Annotated in this window: 18 protein-coding genes and 1 pseudogene; 12 read left to right on the forward strand and 7 right to left on the reverse strand. The window is 45.8% G+C overall.

Going from position 1 to position 16,362, the window contains the following annotated elements; genetic code table 11:
- Positions 1-279: 279 nt before the first annotated feature.
- From ACTRWF_RS09870 to ACTRWF_RS09900, 7 genes are all read left to right on the forward strand, one after another.
- The gene (locus ACTRWF_RS09870; protein ID WP_024017263.1) at positions 280-1,140 is read left to right on the forward strand and encodes a DUF3014 domain-containing protein; all 861 of its coding nucleotides are present in this window, start codon (positions 280-282) and stop codon (positions 1,138-1,140) included.
- Positions 1,127-1,711 (forward strand): DUF1285 domain-containing protein, encoded by a 585-nt coding sequence (locus ACTRWF_RS09875; RefSeq protein WP_024017264.1) that lies wholly within the window; start codon positions 1,127-1,129, stop codon positions 1,709-1,711. Before ACTRWF_RS09870 ends, ACTRWF_RS09875 begins: the two co-directional genes overlap by 14 nt.
- A 153-nt stretch (positions 1,712-1,864) precedes the next feature.
- Entirely contained in the window at positions 1,865-3,157 is a 1,293-nt protein-coding gene (locus ACTRWF_RS09880) for an amidohydrolase family protein (protein ID WP_024017265.1), read from the forward strand.
- A gap of 26 nt (positions 3,158-3,183) precedes the next feature.
- A complete protein-coding gene (locus ACTRWF_RS09885) occupies positions 3,184-3,771 on the forward strand; it encodes a YqaA family protein (protein ID WP_012518702.1) in 588 nt (195 codons plus the stop codon).
- Positions 3,772-3,926: 155 nt separating this feature from the next.
- Entirely contained in the window at positions 3,927-4,388 is a 462-nt protein-coding gene (locus ACTRWF_RS09890; protein WP_462835486.1) for a hypothetical protein, read from the forward strand.
- A gap of 24 nt (positions 4,389-4,412) precedes the next feature.
- Positions 4,413-4,598, forward strand: coding sequence for a hypothetical protein (locus ACTRWF_RS09895; protein WP_020744567.1), 186 nt, complete (start codon positions 4,413-4,415; stop codon positions 4,596-4,598).
- Between the two features lie 111 nt (positions 4,599-4,709).
- Positions 4,710-5,513, forward strand: coding sequence for a DUF1206 domain-containing protein (locus tag ACTRWF_RS09900; RefSeq protein WP_020746906.1), 804 nt, complete (start codon positions 4,710-4,712; stop codon positions 5,511-5,513).
- Positions 5,514-5,534: 21 nt separating this feature from the next.
- Here the strand turns inward: ACTRWF_RS09900 and tusA are convergent, their stop codons facing one another.
- From tusA to rph, 3 genes are read right to left on the reverse strand one after another with little or no spacing between them, the layout of a single operon-like run.
- Positions 5,535-5,795: a sulfurtransferase TusA gene (gene tusA / locus ACTRWF_RS09905; protein WP_020744569.1), complete on the reverse strand. Its 261-nt coding sequence runs from the start codon at positions 5,793-5,795 to the stop codon at positions 5,535-5,537.
- On the reverse strand, positions 5,785-6,426 hold the full coding sequence (gene pyrE, locus ACTRWF_RS09910; RefSeq protein WP_462835487.1) for an orotate phosphoribosyltransferase: 642 nt from the start codon (positions 6,424-6,426) through the stop codon (positions 5,785-5,787). Before pyrE ends, tusA begins: the two co-directional genes overlap by 11 nt.
- 21 nt (positions 6,427-6,447) lie before the next feature.
- Positions 6,448-7,161: a ribonuclease PH gene (rph, locus tag ACTRWF_RS09915; RefSeq protein ID WP_012518696.1), complete on the reverse strand. Its 714-nt coding sequence runs from the start codon at positions 7,159-7,161 to the stop codon at positions 6,448-6,450.
- A 300-nt stretch (positions 7,162-7,461) separates the two neighbouring features.
- Between rph and ACTRWF_RS09920 the strand changes: the two genes are divergently transcribed.
- Positions 7,462-8,325: a YicC/YloC family endoribonuclease gene (locus tag ACTRWF_RS09920; protein WP_012518694.1), complete on the forward strand. Its 864-nt coding sequence runs from the start codon at positions 7,462-7,464 to the stop codon at positions 8,323-8,325.
- A 215-nt stretch (positions 8,326-8,540) separates the two neighbouring features.
- Positions 8,541-9,224: a tyrosine-type recombinase/integrase gene (locus tag ACTRWF_RS09925; RefSeq protein ID WP_462835488.1), complete on the forward strand. Its 684-nt coding sequence runs from the start codon at positions 8,541-8,543 to the stop codon at positions 9,222-9,224.
- A gap of 131 nt (positions 9,225-9,355) precedes the next feature.
- Here ACTRWF_RS09925 and ACTRWF_RS09930 read toward each other — a convergent pair whose 3' ends face one another.
- Positions 9,356-10,585, reverse strand: coding sequence for a HipA domain-containing protein (locus tag ACTRWF_RS09930; protein ID WP_462835489.1), 1,230 nt, complete (start codon positions 10,583-10,585; stop codon positions 9,356-9,358).
- Positions 10,578-10,898 (reverse strand): helix-turn-helix domain-containing protein, encoded by a 321-nt coding sequence (locus ACTRWF_RS09935; protein ID WP_092593979.1) that lies wholly within the window; start codon positions 10,896-10,898, stop codon positions 10,578-10,580. The genes ACTRWF_RS09930 and ACTRWF_RS09935 overlap by 8 nt, the downstream gene beginning before the upstream one ends.
- A gap of 324 nt (positions 10,899-11,222) precedes the next feature.
- Between ACTRWF_RS09935 and ACTRWF_RS09940 the strand changes: the two genes are divergently transcribed.
- The 3 genes and pseudogenes from ACTRWF_RS09940 to ACTRWF_RS09950 all read left to right on the forward strand — a co-directional run bounded on the left by ACTRWF_RS09940 (position 11,223) and on the right by ACTRWF_RS09950 (position 14,367).
- A complete protein-coding gene (locus tag ACTRWF_RS09940; protein WP_001926661.1) occupies positions 11,223-11,525 on the forward strand; it encodes a type II toxin-antitoxin system HigB family toxin in 303 nt (100 codons plus the stop codon).
- 31 nt (positions 11,526-11,556) lie between these two features.
- Positions 11,557-11,928: a helix-turn-helix domain-containing protein gene (locus ACTRWF_RS09945; protein WP_000354815.1), complete on the forward strand. Its 372-nt coding sequence runs from the start codon at positions 11,557-11,559 to the stop codon at positions 11,926-11,928.
- A 25-nt stretch (positions 11,929-11,953) separates the two neighbouring features.
- Positions 11,954-14,367: pseudogene (locus tag ACTRWF_RS09950) on the forward strand (TOTE conflict system archaeo-eukaryotic primase domain-containing protein).
- Between the two features lie 306 nt (positions 14,368-14,673).
- Here the strand turns inward: ACTRWF_RS09950 and ACTRWF_RS09955 are convergent.
- Entirely contained in the window at positions 14,674-15,924 is a 1,251-nt protein-coding gene (locus tag ACTRWF_RS09955) for a HipA domain-containing protein (RefSeq protein ID WP_462835490.1), read from the reverse strand.
- A complete protein-coding gene (locus tag ACTRWF_RS09960; RefSeq protein ID WP_041453222.1) occupies positions 15,921-16,226 on the reverse strand; it encodes a helix-turn-helix domain-containing protein in 306 nt (101 codons plus the stop codon). Before ACTRWF_RS09960 ends, ACTRWF_RS09955 begins: the two co-directional genes overlap by 4 nt.
- Between the last annotated feature and the right edge of the window lie 136 nt (positions 16,227-16,362).

The raw sequence follows: 16,362 nt of genomic DNA on the forward strand, positions 1-16,362 counted from the left end.
TTGAATCAACACATTAGTACATAAAACAAAAAAATGTTAAACAAATGTTTTGAATTTCATTATTCTATTTACACATTAACGCCATTTTTTCTCCCTAAAAATAAGGGTTTCCCCTTAATTGATGAATAAAACCAATCGAAAACCGGTCTTTTTACGTTAAAAAAGTGTCTTAAATAAGGAATTTACGATAAAGGGGAACAATTCTCTTGATTGATTTTCTAATTTTGGGTGTTATCTCTGATAGTATTACCGAAAGGATATTTTTGTAGTGGAGTCATTATGAGCGAATCGTCAGAAAAGAAATCGTTAGGCCCTCATTTTATAATTGTTGGCATTCTTCTTATCGTTATTCTGGCCATAGTCTTTTGGCCCAGCGAAGATGAGCCCGAGCCAGCAGTTACACCTGAGACTGAAGTTACTGAGCCGGAAATCACTGAGCCTCAAGAACCCGAAGTTTTTGAGCCTGCCCAACCAGCGCCAACGGTTGAGCTGGAAGAAAAAGACGAAGTTGAACCTCTTCCAGAATCTGTCGAGTCAGCCCCTGAGCCTCTCGATACTAGCGACCCTGCGGTGAAAGCATCGTTAATTGAAAGCTCATCAGCAGATGAAGCAACGGTTAATCGCATGCTGGTGAACGAAGGGCTTATTCAACGCTTTGTGGTATCGGTTACCAACTTAGCGAACGATGAAATGGCACCTAATCATCAGCTACTTACGCCTCCAGAGCAAAACTTTCGCGTTTACTCACAGGCAGGTAAGCAGTGGATTGATGCGGCAAGCTACAAGCGTTACACGCCTTATGTAGATATGCTCGAGTCGTTTGATAATGACGCATTACTTAATATCTACGGTATTTATAAAGGCGATATTCAAGCGAAATTCTCAGAGATTGGAAACCCTGACGAGGACTTTAATCAAGTGCTATTAGAAGCTATTGATCAGCTTTTAGACACCCCTGAAGTACCAGTTCCAGTTGAGGTCTATACCGACTCAGTAGCCTATAAATATGCGGATGAGCGCTTGGAAAATTTAAATGAACCGCAAAAACAATTACTTCGCACCGGGCCAGATAACATGCGCCGTATCAAGGCAAAGCTACGCGAGCTGAAAGTATTGGTTGAAGAACGTGGATCTAACTAGATTTCAACAACAGCTTAAGGGCACGTCGTCAAAAGCGCGCCCTTTACCGCCTGTTGAGAAATGGGATCCCGATTTTTGCGGAGACATTAACCTTACGATTGCCCTGGATGGCAGGTGGTTTTACGAAGGAAGCCCGATTGGGCGAGCGAGTCTGGTCCAACTTTTTGCCTCGGTCTTAAAGCGGGAAGATGAAAACTACTTCCTGGTAACCCCCGTGGAAAAAGTAGGTATTACCGTAGAGGACACGCCTTTTCTTGTTACTCAATGGCAAAAAGAAAAAGGCGAACGCACCGATGACGACGTGTTCACCTTTACCACGCAAACCGGTGACGAAATACGTTTAGAACATGCAGAACAACTTGAACTACGGGTTCCCCCCAAAGCCATCCAAGACCCCCAAGCTACGCCCATTCCCTATGTGAATGTGCGTAGGAACTTATGGGCTAGACTACACCAAAATGTTTACTATCAACTACTTGAGCATGCCGACGAACACGCAAACGAGTCTGTAACATCGTTTTCGATTCGCTCAAGTGGGAAACGTTTTATATTAGGTGAAGTTGCTAGGTAGCATTAATAGCGCCTTAATAAAGACGCAAGTGCGAGCACGTTAGGTCACTTATCACTGAAAAGACGCCATTGATAGCGCTTTACTTTGCGTTATATCAACAGGTGCATTACATTCGATATAGTCTACAAAACAATCAACAAGAAGACCTATATCATGAATAAGCCTCTCATTACGCTGACGGTAGCCGCAGCCCTGTTGTCGTCCTCTTTTTCAACCTCAGCAGCAACCCTTATCCACGCTGGAAAAGCCTTTACTGGTACGTCAAAAAAGCTGTTGAGCAATGTAACTATTGTTGTTGAAGATAACAAAATAGCTTCCGTGCAAAAAGGGTTTACGCGAGCGCAGGAAGGCGACACGGTTATTGATTTAAAAGCCGCGACGGTTATGCCTGGGTTAATGGATATGCATGTGCACTTGTCGTCACAGCATGGCGGGCCACAAACGTACCTTGAGCGCTTTTCATTGAATGAAGCCGACTATGCGTTGCGCGCAGCTAAATACGCCGAAGTAACGCTAAACGCTGGCTTTACTACGGTAAGAAATCTGGGTGACGGCTATAATGAAACCGTCGCATTACGCAATGCTATTGCAAAAGGGTACGCTTCAGGGCCACGTATATACACGGCAGCTAAATCTATCGCTACGACCGGGGGGCATGCCGACCCAAGCAACGGCATGTCACACCTATTGCGCCCTGATGTAGGCCCCAAACAAGGCGTGGCGAACGGAGAAGTTGAAGCCCGAGAAGCCGTTCGCGCTCGCTATCAGGACGGCGCAGACCTCATTAAAATTACGGCAACCGGGGGCGTGTTGAGCGTAGCTAAAAGCGGCCAAAACCCACAATTTATGACGGATGAACTGGAAGCTATAGTCGCTACAGCAAAAGATTATGGCATGACAGTAGCCGTACACGCCCACGGCAAGGAAGGGATGATGCGAGCCATTGAAGCAGGTGTGGATTCTATCGAGCACGGTACTTTCATGGATGATGAAATTCGCAACCTTATGAAAAAACACGGTACCTACTATGTGCCTACCATACTGGCGGGTAAGTTCGTAGCCGATAAAGCTAAAATAGACGGCTTCTTCCCAGAACTCGTTCGCCCTAAAGCGGCAGCCATTGGTCCGCTCATTCAAAATACTTTCGCCGAAGCGCACAAAGCGGGCGTAAAAATTGCTTATGGTACAGACAGCGGTGTGTCGGCCCATGGCGATAATGCCCAAGAGTTTTCGCTTATGGTCGATGCCGGTATGAAGCCGATTGATGCACTGCTTAGCGCCACCGTTAACAGCGCGGAATTACTGGGTATAGACGATATTTTGGGCACACTGGAACAAGGCAAGTTAGCCGATATTGTAGCCATACCGGGTAACCCGCTAGAGGACATCTCGCTTATGGAGCGCGTGTCATTTGTGATGAAAGACGGTGTTGTATACAGGCAGTAAAAAATAATTTAAGTAGTAGAGATTACATGGCACTGGGTAAAAAGGTTAAACATAAAACTAAAAAGCTGATCGACTCTAAACATATGCTAAAAGGCATCACCTTAGCGTCGTTTTTAGAATCCACGATAGTGCCTATTCCCCTTGAAGCGGTAATGGTTCCGCTAATGCAGGCAAGACGCGAGTCGCTGTGGAAAATCGCGTTCATGGCAACATTAGGCTGTGTTATTGGTGCTGTTTTTGGCTATGCACTTGGATATTACTTATTTGATATGGTAGGGGAGTGGTTGATTAACACTTTTTTCAGCCAAGACCAGTTCGATAATGTTAAGCAGCAAATGCAAAACCAAGGCTTTTGGTTTGTTATGACCTTAGGTATCGCGCCTATTCCCTTCCAAGTTGCCATGCTCGCAGCAGGGGCGACGAAATTTTCGCTACCTCTGTTTCTTTTAGCGACCGTCATAGCACGGGCTATCCGATACTTCGGGCTTGCGATTGTCGTGTATTACGCAGGAGATAAAGCCGAACAGCTTATCAAACGTTATAAAATGAAAGCCGTTGTCGCCATTACCCTTGCTGTGATCTTTTTGTGGTGGCTGTCTAACGCACTCGGATAGCCTACACAAAGTTTGACGTGTTAATCGCTGCAACAAATTAAAGACCTCATGACCCCAATTTCCTGAACACCGATTGCTGCAATAGATTTTTTGAACCTTACATTTGATAATGATTCTTATTTGCACTAATGTTATAAAAAACAGGAGGTGCTTATATGAATGTTCAGCGTTTGTGTCCCGTGTATAAAAAGTGGCTACAGCTAAATCCTTTAAATGCCCGACAACATCGCCTTGCTATGCAAGCGCAAACCCAGCAAGCACATCAGCAGGGCAAGCGTGAGCGGGCCAGGGAACTGGGTTATCAAACCTTTGAAGCAGCCAAAGTCATTCTTAATGCACTACAGTACACCTCATCGAATAAAGAAAAAGCCATACAAGAAGATGTGCTCGCGTTTGGCACCATGGGCATGTATTTGTCCTCTCTTCTCGCACAAGAGCAAAAAAAGCGTGAGGCCCACGCCATATTGCAAGAATGCCAACAGCAACTTATTGCAATATTACCGCTTCACGCCACTAGCCCTTCTATTTGTAGATTGATTGCATCATTACAGCAAACGCTTGAACACATTCACTTGCCTGAATGCACAAATCGATTGGCCAGTGAAACGCTGCATTAAACTATTCTCAAAGGGGAAATAATCATGACACCAGAACAAATTTCAAATCAAGAAGGCTTCGTTTCGTTAAACGTAAAAGCGTCGGTATTGCAAAAGATGTTAAGCGTGGAAGTCTTGCATATGACCGACATCCACTGCACCTGTGCGCACAGCAAGCGTGTATTACAAAAGCTGCTATTGCAAGTAGCGGCAAATGGCGCAGAAAGCTGATGCCCCTGCTCGCTAGATGAAGTTTAAACGAAAATAAAAAGCGGAATGCAACTTGATAGGTAACGTAGAAGTAGATGAATTAATGTTGCCATTAGGTTATGAGAGGAACTCGTGAAATCTTCGTCGAAATGGAAAAAAGCTACGGCTAAAGCGGGCTACAGCGCGAAAACCGTTATGTATATCATGCTGGGGGCATTCATTCTTACCTCAGTGTTAAATACGATGGGTCGTGAAAAAGCCTCCCAGTCCCATGTCTTTATTACACTTAAACAACAACCCCTTGGACAGGTATTCTTAGGTATTCTTGTTCTCGGTCTCGCCTGTTACGCCTCTTGGCGCTGGCTGCAAATTTTTATCACTGATAAATCTACTGACGACAGTTTCTTTATCTACATGATCAATAAAGTCTTCTTCTTTGTGTCTGGCGCTTTCTATTTTATTGCCGCTTATGCGGGTGGAAAAACCCTTTTAGCACTAAAAAGTAGTTCCTCTTCTCAAGGAAGTGGAAAAAAGGTCAGCGAGTTTTTAATGCAGTACGAATGGGGTTTAGTATTAGTGACCGCTATTGGTTTGTGTATACTCATATTTGCTATTGTGCAGTTCAAGCATGCCTATACCACCGACTTTTTAGAAAAGTTTTCTTTACCCGCGTTAAGTCAACGTATCGAAAAGAGTGTGACCGTAACTGGCCGGCTAGGGTATACCGCTAGGGGCGTTGTTTACTCGCTAGTAGGAAGCTTTTTTATTCTCGCCGCTTTTTTGAGTAATCCTTCAGAAGCAGGTGGCTTACAAAAAGCGCTTGAAACCTTAATGCAGCAACCCTTCGGCCCCTATCTTATCGCGGCCGTAGGAGCTGGATTCATTATGTTTGGACTTTATTGTGCACTTGAAGCCAAGTATAGAAAAATCGACTAACGGTTTAAAAAAGAAGGGCGCCTATTCGCGCCCTTTCTTTATAACGTATTGATACGGTAAGGTCTCAGTTTGGGATGCCACTAAGGTATGGTCCATAAAGCGGCAAAAACTGGGAATATCTCTGGCCGTTGATGGATCGTCAGCCGTGACCGAAAGAGTTTCCCCATCGGCCAACTTTCGAATATTCAAACGCACCATCATCACCGGCTCAGGGCAGCGAAGTCCCAAAGCATCTAGGTGCTGACTGGCGGCGTTAAACACGTTGTCAAACTCAGATGCCATAGTTTTCACGATAGGTGTTTATTCCAGCGATCTCGTTATCAAAACCGCCTTTTTCACCAAGGTATGACACCACATCGGCAAGGGAAACAATCGAGATAACCTGCGTGTTGAAGTCGCGCTCTACTTCTTGAATCGCAGAGAGCTCGCCTTTACCGCGCTCTTGTCTATCTAACGCGATAAGTACGCCTGACAGGCTTGCTTGCTGCTGCTCTATGAGTGTCATAGACTCACGAATAGCAGTGCCGGCTGTGATCACATCATCCACCAGCATAACCTTGCCCTCTAGCGGGCTTCCCACTAGATTGCCGCCTTCACCGTGTGTTTTGGCTTCTTTGCGGTTAAAGCAATAAGGCACATCAAGGTTATGGTTATCCGCCAACGCCACGGCAGTCGTAGTGGCAATAGGAATGCCTTTGTAGGCCGGGCCAAACAGTACGTTAAACTCAACGCCGGCATCCATTAGTGCATTGGCGTAAAAGCGGCCCAGTTTGGCCAAATCACCGCCGCGGTTAAACAAACCAGCATTAAAGAAGTAGGGGCTCACGCGGCCCGATTTTAGCGTAAATTCGCCAAACTTCAGTACGCCACGTTCAATAGCAAACTCGATAAAATCTCGCTGAAACGCTTTCATGATGACCTCTTTATTACTCGCTTACGCCAAGGCTGCTTTTTGAATATCGAATAGTTCACGCAGCCCGTGCTTACCAATTTTCAACAGCTCATCAAGTTCTTCAAACGAGAAAGGTTCGCCCTCAGCAGTGCCTTGCACTTCGATAAGTTTACCTGTCTCTGTCATTACAATGTTCATATCGGTTTCAGCTTCAGAATCTTCGGTATACTCAAGGTCAGCAATGGGTGTACCTTCGTAAATACCGACTGATAGCGCAGCAATCATGTGCTTAAGTGGGTTTGTTTTAATAATACCTTTGCTGCGCATGTATGTAAGCGCATCAACTAAGGCAACACATGCGCCGGTAATTGAGGCTGTGCGGGTGCCGCCATCTGCCTGGATAACATCGCAATCAAGCGTGATGGTGTTTTCACCCAGTAATTTTAGGTCAAGTGCAGCGCGAAGTGAGCGAGCGATGAGACGCTGAATTTCTAACGTACGGCCACCTTGCTTACCGCGTGCGGCTTCACGACCACTGCGAGTATGAGTTGCGCGCGGAAGCATACTGTATTCCGCCGTCACCCAACCTTTGCCTTGGCCTTTCATAAAGCGTGGTACACCTTCTTCCACCGTCGCATTACACAACACCTTGGTGTTACCAAACTCTACAAGAACAGAGCCTTCTGCATGACAAGTGTATTGGCGAGTAATAGTAACGGGGCGAATTTGACTGGCGGTTCTGCCGCTTGGACGCATAGTGTTCTCCACAACGTAAATGCTTAAAAATGAATTGCGATTTACAGTTCTGCCCTGCGTTAAAAATACGAGAAAGTTAACGCGCGGCCAAACGCTGCAAATACAAAATAGCTACGAAATTGCGCTTAAGTATAACGCAATACCCGCAAGCGTTAAAAACGAACTTTGCATGTTTGCTTATTGAAAATCGTAAATGTGGGGTAATATACAAAACACAAGAAAACCTGCCTTCGATTTTCACGTATACAACACGACGTTCGGGTTGTTTTTGCAGGCTTTTATAAAAATTAAAGGATATTTATGATTTACAGCATGACAGCGTTTGCGCGCGTAGAAACGAAAAAAGAGTGGGGCTCAGCGGTTTGGGAAATACGCTCAGTTAACCAACGCTTTTTAGAAACCTACTTCCGCCTACCAGAGCAGTTTCGCTCACTAGAGCCTGTTTTACGCGAGCGTTTCCGCAAAAAGTTGGCGCGAGGAAAAGTAGAATGTGCCTTGCGTTTTACCGCAAACGATGCAGCTGTAACCAAACTTAGCTTAAATGAAGAGCTAGCAAAGCAAGTTCTACACGCGGCCGACTGGGTGCAGTCGCACGGTCAATCTACTGGCGTTAATCCGCTAGACGTATTGCGCTGGCCTGGCGTAATTGCCGCCGAAGAGGCCGATATGGATGCCATTCACGCCGATGTAATGACCGCGTTCGACCAAGCGTTAAATGACTTCATTAGTGCCCGTGCTACAGAAGGCGAAGCGCTTAAAGGCATGATTACGCAGCGTCTCGATGCCATTGAAGCAGAAGCGGAAAAAGTGGCGGCGCGCATGCCTGAAATTATGGTGTGGCAGCGCGAAAGAGTACAGGCGCGCTTTGAAGAGGCAAAAGTAGAGCTAGACGCTGGCCGTTTCGAGCAAGAGATGATCATGCTTGCGCAAAAAGTGGATGTGGCAGAAGAGCTAGACCGCTTAAACGCACACGTTAAAGAAACCCGCAATATCCTTAAGAAGGGCGGGGCAGTAGGCCGCAGACTCGACTTTATGATGCAGGAATTTAATCGTGAATCGAACACCTTAGGTTCAAAATCTATTAGCACTGACATAACGCAATCAGCTGTAGAGCTTAAAGTATTAATTGAGCAGATGCGCGAACAGATTCAAAATATCGAATAGGTTTTTTACCCGTCCAAGAATGTCTTAGAAGCCCTGTCATTGGCATAAAGTGTATTGCTGAGGTGACCGCACGTGACGTACGCGAAGTATTAGAGCGTATTCGAGAAAGTAACCGCCCTACCATTGCCAACGATACCTTGATGTACATGAAGTAGCTGTTTCGGCATGCGATAAAGCTCGACTTAACGCTGAACAACCCAGCCGCAGCCTTTACCGTGGACGATGCCGGTGGCGTGGAGTCCAGTAAAGACAGGATGCTCAGCAAAGAGGAAATTCACTACGCCTTTAGCGTGTTTCATACCCATATCAATAGCTTTGGCCGCGACAACTACCTCGCTTGCTGTCTTTTTTTGGTATTGGGCGTACGCAAAAGCGAACTTTGCGAAGCCATGTGGCGTGAAATGGATTTAACCATGGGCGTATGGGACCTACCCAAAGAACGCAGCAAAACCGGCGTCCCAATCAGCATTTCCTTACCACGCCAAGCCATTGCTTGGTTTAACGAGTTGCAAATCCGCGCTTGTGGCTCGCCTTATGTTTTCCCAGCCAGACGAGCAAGCCATCGTCCACATATGGGGCCAGATACGCTTAACCGCGCCATTTCTAAACTCTTTGGTCGCGAGCCTGGGCGCAAAAAACAGCCACTCAATAAAATGGGTAAACTTGAATACTTCACCGTACACGATTTACGCCGCACCTTTCGCAGCCTTGCCGCCTCTTTGGGCATTGCAGGAAATGTGGCCGAACGCTGTCTTAGCCATAAGCTAAAAGGCGTTGAGGGTATCTACGACCGGCCCGAGCTTTTTGAAAACAGTACTTTGAAGAGCGCCGAATTGCCCATCAAACCGTGGCTGATGTGGTTGAACCATTGGTGGTACTCGCCCCTTGGCTTTCGCTAAAACTCACGTTCTACGTGATTGTCAGCCTAGGACGCAAACTGGGGCTTTGATTGACAAAACAAGTCACTAAACATAATCTTCAAGCCAATATGACCGACGCCTCTGCATTTCTGTACGCGTCGGTTCTCATTTTAGCGTAGCGGTATGCTTCGCAAATGTGTTTCGATTGCTTCAATCATCGACTTGGTAAGTGGTAAATGCGCTTTTTCTTTCGCCCAGATTTCATGAAAGCCTGCCACGGTTTGCTTGGCAGTATCTAATACCAATTTTTCTGGCAGCATGGCTTTAGCCGCTAAGTGTGACAGCTCATCCAGCGTGAAATCACTGAATTTCTTGCTACGGCTCACCTTCAGCGACGCACTATCATCGGGGATATAAGGAATAGTCGAGACAAAGTCATAGGCAGGCGCAATCGATGCGGTGCGCTTGTCTTTGTAAATCACAGACCAATTCTTCAGATGCATATCCGCATTGCCAATTAGGGTATTGAACACCAATCGACGCGTAAATTCTGCAATGTCTTCGTCTTGACCTTCGATGCCGATAACCTGAGCAATATTGCGCATACTGGCTTTTTTGTATTTATCTTGAGGATAGACGCCAAACACTTGCGCAAAATCTTCAATATGTACGGCTTGATCACCTGCACGATCAAAGCGCTTGATCACAAACGCCTGAGCATTTTTAAAAGCATCGCCAAATTTACCAATACCATCTGGGATATTAGCAATCTGGTTAATCGGGAGTAGCTGCGTTTCTGGCACATTCATTCCCAACATTCGAGCCAGTTCCATCATCGAATATTCATTTTCTGGCACAGCGTCAAAGCGAGACGATGGCAATTTCACAATCCAAGAGCCACCTTTACCGGTTGCTGGAATAGTCAAACCACCGTTTGCCTGTTGTACAGCTGAAAACTTCAACTGTACACCCGCTAATGAAAAATGCATTGGAACATCTATTTTCGTTTCTTCGTCAATGTCTTGATGCACATTAGGCGGCAGCGCTTCACCATCAGCAGGTTCAACCGTGATCGCACCTGCTAAATCTTGTCCTAACACCCACAATAGAAAAAACTCCCGCGCTGGATTCACTCCGGCACGCTCTGCCAGGTAATGACGCATGGTTTCTTCTGGCAAAAGGTTAGAGAAAAACGGAGTTAATTTGGTTTGGGTCGGTTTAAAATTAGTCAGTAAGCCACCCAGTGCATCTTTAAAACCCAGCCCTAACACGGGCCGTGATTCATCATGAATGTACGAATCCATAAAGGCAAAAAGCGTTCTGTCATTGCCCACGTTGGTGATCGTTGCTATGGATTCGCCATAGAGCAACACGTTGAGCGTAGAAACATGATTAGTCATCGTCGTCTTCCCCTAACTGATATGCCGGTGACATCTGCTCAGCTTCATCGCTGATACCGTTAATACCTTGGCTGCTTCGAATGATCGACTTGATGGCAGGAACTGACTTTTTAGGCGCAACCAATAGCTCTAGGTCGAGTACACGGGCAAGTGCAATTAAACTGGATATTCTTAAATCAACACCTCCAGACTCGATTTTCGATATATGGCTTTGCGGCACCCCCGAACGCGCGCTCAGCTCTCTTTGGCTAAACCCCTTGCGTACCCGAGCTTCTCGAAGACTTTCTAGTATCTGCTCTGTTACATAGCTCATTTCGATACGCCTTAATGCATCAATTAGGAATAATTATATACAAAAACATATCACCGTAATCCCACAAACACAAGAATGATTAGCTATTATGTATCACCAAGGACTTTTTGATATACAATTATAGATAAACCGCAACGCGCGCGCTCACTTACTGTGAGCAGATGGGACAATGGGGCAACACCAGATATGCCAAGCTTTAGAGGGTGAATAAGAGGAATTTGAGCCGCCCCAAAGAATGGGGCAATTGGGGATGCGGTAAGAACTCCTAACCTCATCAAAAATGCCAAACTTGCAAAAGTCCCAAATTGGGACTAACATCTGTTTATGAGAATTATCGCACTATCAACCTTAAAAACATTTTGGGAAGACAGCCCAGAATACATTGACGCGAAAGAGCCAACTTTAGCGTGGTATAGGCATGCATTAAACGCTGATTGGGGATCACCGGCGGATGTGAAACAGGACTTTAGAAATGCCAGCATCCTCAAAGATGGGCGTGTCGTGTTTAACATTGCCGGTAATAAATACCGGTTAGTTGTTTGGATCAATTATGCCTACAAGGTGGTTTACATACGGTTTATCGGCAGCCATGCGCAATACGATAAAATTGATGTGCAAACGATTTGAAGCCAAAAGGTAGTAACAAGAGGTAAATATAATGGACATCAGACCTATTAAAACAGATGCCGACTACCGCGCGGCATTAAACGACATCGAAAACCTAATGATGGCGGAGCCTGATACCGTCGAAGGCGAAAAACTGGACATTTTGGTTACGTTAGTTGAAGCCTACGAAGCAAAGCATTTCCCAATGGATTTGCCAGACCCTGTTGAGGCAATAAAGTTTGAGATGGAGCGCAAAGGCTTAACGGTTAAAGATCTTGAACCCATGATAGGTAAAAGCAATCGTGTTTATGAAATCCTAAACCATAAGCGGTCACTCACGCTAAAAATGATTTGGAAACTTCATGAAGGGCTAGGTATTCCAGCAGAGTCGCTGATCAAACCGCCGCAAGTTCGCGCGTCATAGTGCTGCACATAATAATTATGTTGTCATGAATGACGCTCGCTACCCAAATATTTCTGCTATTGATAACAGGCTAGCTGAGCTTGAAAACGAAAAGCAGCGGCTTCTCGCATTAAGAGAGGCTTTGCGTAGCGCTCAAAACGAACGTTCAGTACAGACATTCACGCCAGAACAAAAGGTCGCCCTATTCAGACAACGATTTCGTGGACGAGAGGATATCTTTGCCAATCGTTGGCAAAATCAACAGGGCCGCAGTGGCTATTCCGTAGCCTGTGATAATGAATGGGTAAACGGGGTTTGCAACAAACCCCGCATTAAATGCCAAGACTGTTCACACCGCAAGTTTAGCGAACTAAACGAGCGCATTATTTACAGGCACCTTGCCGGTCATCAAGTGGTGGGGCTGTATCCCTTACTGAAAGATAATTCGTGCTATTTGTTAGCCGCCGATTTTGACAAAGGCTGTTGGCAAGAAGAAGTCAAAGCAATGTCTAAAGCGTGCCAAGAGTTTGATATTCCGCACGCGATAGAAATCTCGCGTTCTGGCAACGGAGCGCACTTATGGATCTTTTTTGACACCAATATCCCAGCTAACCAAGCTCGGGCACTGGGTTTCGCTTTGCTTGATAAGGCCATGGAAATATTTCCAAATCTATCGTTTGACTCCTATGACAGGCTATTTCCTAACCAAGATGTCCTTCCTGAAGGAGGGTTTGGCAATCTCATTGCGCTACCACTTCAAAAGGAGGCTCGCCTTTCAGGCCGTAGCTGCTTTGTTGACAATGACCTGAATGCGATTGACGATCAATGGCAGTACCTTGCTGGGCTTAAAACGCTCACTCAGGCGAGTATTGATCAACTCATAACAACCATTTCACCCAATACCCTATTGCTGTCCGAACAAGGGCTAACAGACAACCGCCCTCCTTGGGAAATCACAGCCAAAGCCGCACCAATAAAATTAGAGTCTTTGCCGAAAACCGTGACCATTACCTTGGCCAACCATATCTACTTTTTGATGAGCGAGTTACCAGGGCCACTACTGGCAGGACTAAAGCGATTAGCGAGTTTTTCTAATCCTGTGTTTTTTAAAACACAAGCGTTGCGCTTTTCAACCCATGGCATTCCGAGGTTTATTTCCTGTGCTCGTATTGAAAACGGTTATCTAGCACTACCGCGAGGCTGTCTCGATGACGCGATTGCTTTGCTACAAGAGCACAATATTTCGCCACTGTTTGACGATAAGCGTGAAACCGGCAAACCATTATTAAAACTTACCCCTGAGTTCACTTTGCGAAAGAACCAGCGAGACGCAGTGGCCGCAATATCTAAACATGACTTCGGTATTTTGCATGCGCCGACCGCATTTGGAAAAACGGTTACTGCCATTGGCATGATCGTAAAACGCAAAGTAAATACCCTCATACTGGTTCATAGCCGACAACTGCTTGAACAATGGCAAGAGCGCTTGCGCACGTTCCTACCGGAAGTAAACATTGGCAGTATAGGCGGTGGCAAGAGAAAGCCGAGTGGCATTATCGACATTGCCACCTACCAAAGCTTGGTTAATAAAAAAGACAACTCCATCACGCCTCTCATCCAAGACTACGACCACATTATTGTTGATGAATGCCACCATCTGTCTGCGCCAAGGTTTGAAATGGTACTCAACGAGGTAAGAGCAAAATATGTATTGGGCCTAACAGCAACGCCAGAACGACAAGATGGCCATCAGAAGATCATTTTTATGGCGGCAGGGCCCATTCGCTACAAAGTGAAACAAAGCCCTGATGAGCAATTTACTCAAACCGTGATGATTCATCAGCTCTACGATATACCGCCAGCTGAGCTAATAAAAACAGATGAGCGCCCAAAAATAAACGATGCCTACCGCTGGCTCGCCGATAATGAGCAGCGCACGTCAAAAATCGTCTCTGACGCCTATCAGTGTGTTCAAAATGGCGGACACCCGTTAGTCCTTACAGAGCGTAGAGAGCACGCAGAGTACATACACTCACGACTTACCGAGATGGGTATAAGCACTGTCGTACTCAAAGGCGCCATGAAAGCTGCGGAACGCAAGAACGCTGACAATCATCTACAATCGGCTCAAGTTGTCGTCGCAACAGGAAAATATGTGGGTGAAGGGTTTGACCTACCAAGACTGGATACGTTGTTTTTGGCCATGCCCATCGCATGGAAAGGTACATTGGCTCAATATGCCGGTCGTATTCATCGTGAATCGGAAGGCAAAACACAAGTCACTATTCACGACTATGTGGACTGCGCTCTCCCTATGCTGCAACGCATGTTTAAAAACGCGAGAAAAGCTACAAGGCTATGGGGTACGCCCTTGAGTACATTGATGACAACAGTAACAAGCAACCTTCATTGAAGTTAGAATGCATATTCCGGCTAATCCGGACACTGGCACCGGTTTAATCCGGACGCCTGTTTTCCTCGCTTTTCTCTAATCCTATTTTTATCCTATCTGTCCGGATTGTGCCAGCTTTCTGAGGGTGCAGGTAGCGAGCTGCCCCAGAATTTACATAAAGCCCCAGGTGATAAATACCCTGTGGGCAGGGTTGGTGTGTGGCTAAATAGCGTGAATTAAGGCTTTGCCCAAACCGCCCCAGAAGCCCAAGGGATGAGCGAAGTGTTAAAACACATGGAGTATGAGGCAAAGCATAAAGTGAAACTAAAACTTCTTTATCTGCTGAAAAATGAAAATATAGTTTCACTGACTCATTAAACGTTAAACGCTGATTGTTTCATGGCTTGCTCCGCTCGGCTGATCCCTAGCCGCTTAGCAACGGTTTGCCATTGCTTAACCGCCATTAATACTTCATCGTAAATTTGCGTGGCTTGGGTTTGCGAAAGTCTGAAGAAGTCTTTCACATCAAAGGCTAGCTGGTAGTCTAAAGCGTTGTCTGCATCGGTAATGTTCAGATGCAGACCATGCTTACCCACTATCGGGTTTAAATCATAAGCGGGTGATAACTTCCAGCCATTCTTTGTTAATAAAAACCCATGGTTACGCAGGTGATCATCCGTGTTGGACACCGCAATATTAAACACGATACGTCGCCATAACTGCGCTAAATCAGCTTCGGTTTGTGCACCAGAATTGGAAATAAATTCAGCAATTTCTAAATAGCTGGCACCTTGAGATTGTTCACCATCATAGTATTGCAGTTGAGTCATGGCCGATGAAAAATGCAGCCGCTGATCGCCGTCGCGGTCAAACCGTTTTGTTAAAAAGGTATGATGCCCAGAGGAAAACTGCCTAATCTCACTTGGAAACATGTCAACACCTGCCGCCAAAGCCAATTCATAACAGACCATCTCCCACGCCCCCACATCAAAGGTATCATTTAAGTTGGGAAACTTGGCTATCCACAAGTGGCCTTGTTCATCTGCCACACAAGCCTTGGGTCTTGCACCACCTAATGATGAGCCTGGAGAAATCAGCATCTTCAACCAGCGATAATACTCGTCACTGTCGATGTTATCGTCTTTTTCAATCTGCATTGCTGCGTGCTCTAGCTCTCGCAAAGAAGCCATTGGCGGCGCAGCAAACTCAGAGTTGTCATCTAAGAAAGCATCCGAGCCTGCTTGCTTAAATCGAATACCACCCATCCGGTAAGAGTCATGTACGCCCAACAGGTAATCCAACTCGTTTAATCGACTTGTTGCTCGAATGCCTTTGCGCGCCTCAATCGCCGCACGCCGCTGCATTAAAATACGCCCCCATCTGTCAGGTGACGAATCAAGAAATGCGCGAAAGTTTTTATCGGCTTCATCGTTATAGAGTTCACCGGAGTGAAGCGTTAGGATTGGATCAATTTGCAAGCGATAGGCTGAGGTTAAAAATGCTTTATCGTAGGCAAAACTAAATACGCCACCTCGGCTTGAATCACTGTGAGCAAGCAGCCCAATTAGCAAAGGCGCTTCAATTGGCTGCCAGTCGGCATAGACTTCGACGATTTCACGGCTCATTTTGAACCTTCCAGCAATTTTATGTTTTGCAGCTTGATACCCACTTCATCATGAGCGGCCATTTCTGCAAAGTTGCTTTCCATGCCAAGAACAGCCATCACTTTTAAGTAAGTGCCTATGGCAACGCCCGGATCACCGGCGAAGACTTTATTCACGGTTTTATGATCAAAACCAGTACGTTCACACAGTAGCTTTTTTGTAAAACCACGTCGTTTCATCGCCAACAGCAAGTCTTCACCAAAATGCCTCAGGATTTTGCGCTGCTTTGGAAACAGTACATTGTGTAAGTCACGCTTAGCCATATCACCAACCAAAGGGACTATATTCCCACTATTTAACCGTTAATGGGAATATAGTCCAACTTTGAATCCCAAGCAACTCCAACAATTTATATGTAGGACTATATTCCTACTTTACTCAATATAATTGGATTTATAT

It is taken from the genome of Alteromonas sp. G5_S2_22_S1, from assembly GCF_054968525.1.